The organism is Aeromonas aquatica, from assembly GCF_000764655.1.
GTDB classification, from domain to species: Bacteria; Pseudomonadota; Gammaproteobacteria; order Enterobacterales; family Aeromonadaceae; genus Aeromonas; species Aeromonas aquatica.
The window spans coordinates 1-3,372 of sequence record NZ_JRGL01000049.1 but is presented as its reverse complement, the minus strand read 5'-3'; the positions used below and the strand labels follow the sequence as shown (position 1 = coordinate 3,372).

3 protein-coding genes are annotated in these 3,372 nt (G+C 50.9%); all 3 read left to right on the top strand.

Annotated elements, in window-relative coordinates; all coding sequences use genetic code 11:
- Nucleotides 1-318: hypothetical protein (locus LG30_RS22350; RefSeq protein WP_033130114.1), on the top strand; the 318-nt coding region annotated here is incomplete at its 5' end.
- A 9-nt stretch (nucleotides 319-327) separates the two neighbouring features.
- Nucleotides 328-1,017: a fimbrial biogenesis chaperone gene (locus LG30_RS0107635; RefSeq protein ID WP_033130113.1), complete on the top strand. Its 690-nt coding sequence runs from the start codon at nucleotides 328-330 to the stop codon at nucleotides 1,015-1,017.
- A gap of 15 nt (nucleotides 1,018-1,032) precedes the next feature.
- On the top strand, nucleotides 1,033-3,372 hold a 2,340-nt coding region (locus LG30_RS0107630), incomplete at its 3' end, for a fimbria/pilus outer membrane usher protein (RefSeq protein WP_052100898.1).

The following is a 3,372-nucleotide window of genomic DNA, read 5'->3' as shown; positions in this document are numbered from 1 at the left end:
GAGTGGACCGATGCAGAGTTGTTTGATATTCGGCTGAGCGAGTGTGTCTCCTCGGTCAGTCAGCAAGTGAGTGCCAGTTTCAGCGGCGTTGAAGAGGGCGATGGTTCGCGCTTCATCGGCAGCCTGGCCAAGGATGAGGAGGATGCCTGGGATTGGTCCGATGGCCGGGTGGTCATTCGGGTTGCCAACGCGCCGACCCTCGTGCATTCCGTGAATGGTCCCGTCTTTCGGTTCCATTCAAAATTCAAGTTTTTGGTGCCCATGTCCAGTGAGTCACCCATCAGTGTTCCTGTTTATTTTTTAGTCGCCTATCCCTGAGAGGTATTTATGATAGCGCACAAAAACATCTATTCACTCTTTATGGGGGCTGCCCTTTTCTTCATCACCACTGCCGCCCAGGCGGGTGGGGTTGTGCTGGGTGCCACTCGCGTGATTTATCCTCAGGGTAATAAACAGGTGTCGCTGGCGGTGACCAATACCGATGAAAAAGCCATCTTTTTGATCCAGTCCTGGATCACGGATAGCGCCGAGAAGAAAAGCAGTGACTTCGTGGTGACTCCTCCGCTGTTTAAATTGCTGCCGAAAAAAGAGAATACCCTCAGGATGATTTATGTGGGTACGAATCCTCTGCCAAGTGATCGCGAGAGTGTGTACTACCTCAATGCCAAGGCCATTCCGGCCGTTTCTGAGGAGGCCCAAAAGAGCAATACCCTGCAGATTGCCACTCAAAGTGTCATCAAGCTATTTTTCCGTCCTCAGGGATTACCGACGGCGTCAGCAGACGCACCCGCCAGCCTGCGTTGCAACATCGAGCGTGGCATGCTGAAGGTCAGCAACCCGTCACCCTATTTTGTCACCATGGTCAATCTGCAGATAGGGAAGACAAAAATAGCGAACATGATGGTACCGCCACTGACAACAGAGAGTGTCGATGTCGGCAATCTGGCCGGTAACGTGGTTTTTCAATCTATCAATGATTACGGTTCTCAAACCAAGCCGTCCATTTGTCCAACATAATCATGGATGGAAGCAATGTTGAATCCGAAGTCATTGACCGTATTATTGGCGGGATGGGTCGTTATCTCTGATGCCCGGGCCGATGTCCAGTTTAATCCCGCATTTTTATCCGGAGATCCGTCCGCTGTAGCGGATCTGGCCGCGTTTGAAAATAATGGCCAGTTACCGGGAACCTATCGGGTCGATATCTATTTGAACGATCAATTCGTCGATACCAGAGATATGGCCTTCGTTGCCAGCACATCCGAGAAGGATGGCGATGGGTTGAGTCCTGTGCTGTCAGTCGATGAACTGATTGCCATGGGAATTGATGCGCAGACCTTGCCTGAATCGCAATCCGGTGAGACCGGGGGCAGCGCCGAGCCAACTGATATCAGAACCCTGATCCCGGGGGCCGATTTTGTCTTCTATTTTGAGCGTTTGCGACTGGACTTGAGCATTCCGCAGGCCGCCATGACCAAGCGTGCGCTAGGAGAGGTATCAGAAGATCTCTGGGATGAAGGCATCAACGCCCTGATGTTGAACTATATGTTCAGTGGCAGTAATAGCGTGGGTAAGGAGGATATCGGTGATGACTATTTCATTGCGTTGAACTCCGGCTTGAATATTGGTGCATGGCGTTTTAGAAATTATTCAACCTGGAACAAGGGTGACGAGGTTAACGAACTGCAGAGTGTGAGCAACCACCTCGCTCGGGCTATTATTCCATTGAAGAGCGAGCTCATCATAGGTGATAGCAGCACATCCTCAGACATATTTGACAGTGTCGGCTTTCGTGGTGCTCAACTGGCCTCAGATGAACAAATGTATCCCAGCAGCTTGCAGGGATATGCGCCAACGATACGGGGCATTGCCAAGGGTAATGCCAGCGTCACCATCAAGCAAAATGGTTTCGTGATTTATCAAGCTCATGTCCCACCGGGACCATTTCTGATTGAAGATCTGTTTGCGACCTCAGCAAACGGTGATCTGGATGTCGAAATAAAAGAAAATGATGGTAGCGTCAATCATTATACGGTGCCCTTCGCATCTATTCCAAATTTACTCCGTGATGGTCGGGTGAAATACGACGTTACCGTGGGTAAATATCGTTCCGGCAGTGATGCGCAAGAGGATCCAGAATTTGTCCAGGGCTCGCTTGCCATGGGGGTAACGGAAACGGTTACGCTCTTTGGGGGGACCCAGCTGTCATCAGATTATTCTTCCTTTGCTGTGGGTATGGGTAAAAATATGGGGGACTTCGGCGCGCTCTCTGTCAAGTTATCTCATGCCAACACAGTATTACCGGACGACACCGAGACACAAGGGCAATCTTTCAGTCTGCTCTATGCCAAGTCGCTGGTGGATTTTGGCACCGATCTGCAGTTATTGGGAGCCCACTATTCGACGCAGGGATATTACACCTTCGCCGACAGCACCTATAAGGACATGTCGGGTTCTATTGACGAAGATGGCAATGAAGGCTCGGATGATTCTGACCTGACGGATGAACCTATAACCAGCTATGACCTCCATTATGCCAAGCGTGGCAGACTGGAAGGCAGTATCAGCCAACAGGTCGGGGATGCTGAATCGATCTATTTGAGCGCTCGCGTGCAAAATTATTGGGAGACCGACGAAGCGGATAAATATCTGCAGCTTGGCTACTCCGGTGTCTGGAATGACGTTACTTATTCGATCGCCTACAGCTATAACCAGAGTGCCTTTGAACTGGATGAGAACAAAGTCATCTCACTGAATTTCTCCTTCCCCATTGGGAAATGGTTAGCGACGGCGGATGATTATTCTTCAGCCTATGCGGATTACGGCGTCAGTTATGATGCGGATGGCAAGACGACCCATAGAGTGGGGTTGAGCGGGACCGCATTGGAAGAAAAAAATCTGAATTACAGCGTTCAGCAGGGATATACCAATAAGGGCGTGGGAGCCAATGGTAACGCGCATATTCAATATCAGGGTACCAAGGGTAATATTGAGCTTGGGTATAACTATAGCGAGGATCAGCAGCAAATTACCTACGGAGGGTCGGGTGGGCTGGTGGTCCATGCGGACGGTGTGACATTCAGCCAACCGCTGGGTAATACCAATATTCTGGTTGCCGCCCCGGGAGCGGGGGGAGTTGATATTGAAAATACTATTGGCATGGCCACCGATGCGGATGGTTATGCAGTCATCCCCTATGCATCCAGTTACCGCTTGAACCGCGTTGCGTTGGATGTGAATTCATTGCAAGCGGATGTCGAGGTTGATGAAGCCGTTGCGATGGTGGTGCCGACCGATGGCGCCCTGGTGCGCGCAGAGCTTGAGACCAAGAAAGGGAGCCGCGGCCTGTTCACGCTGACGTTCAATGGCAAG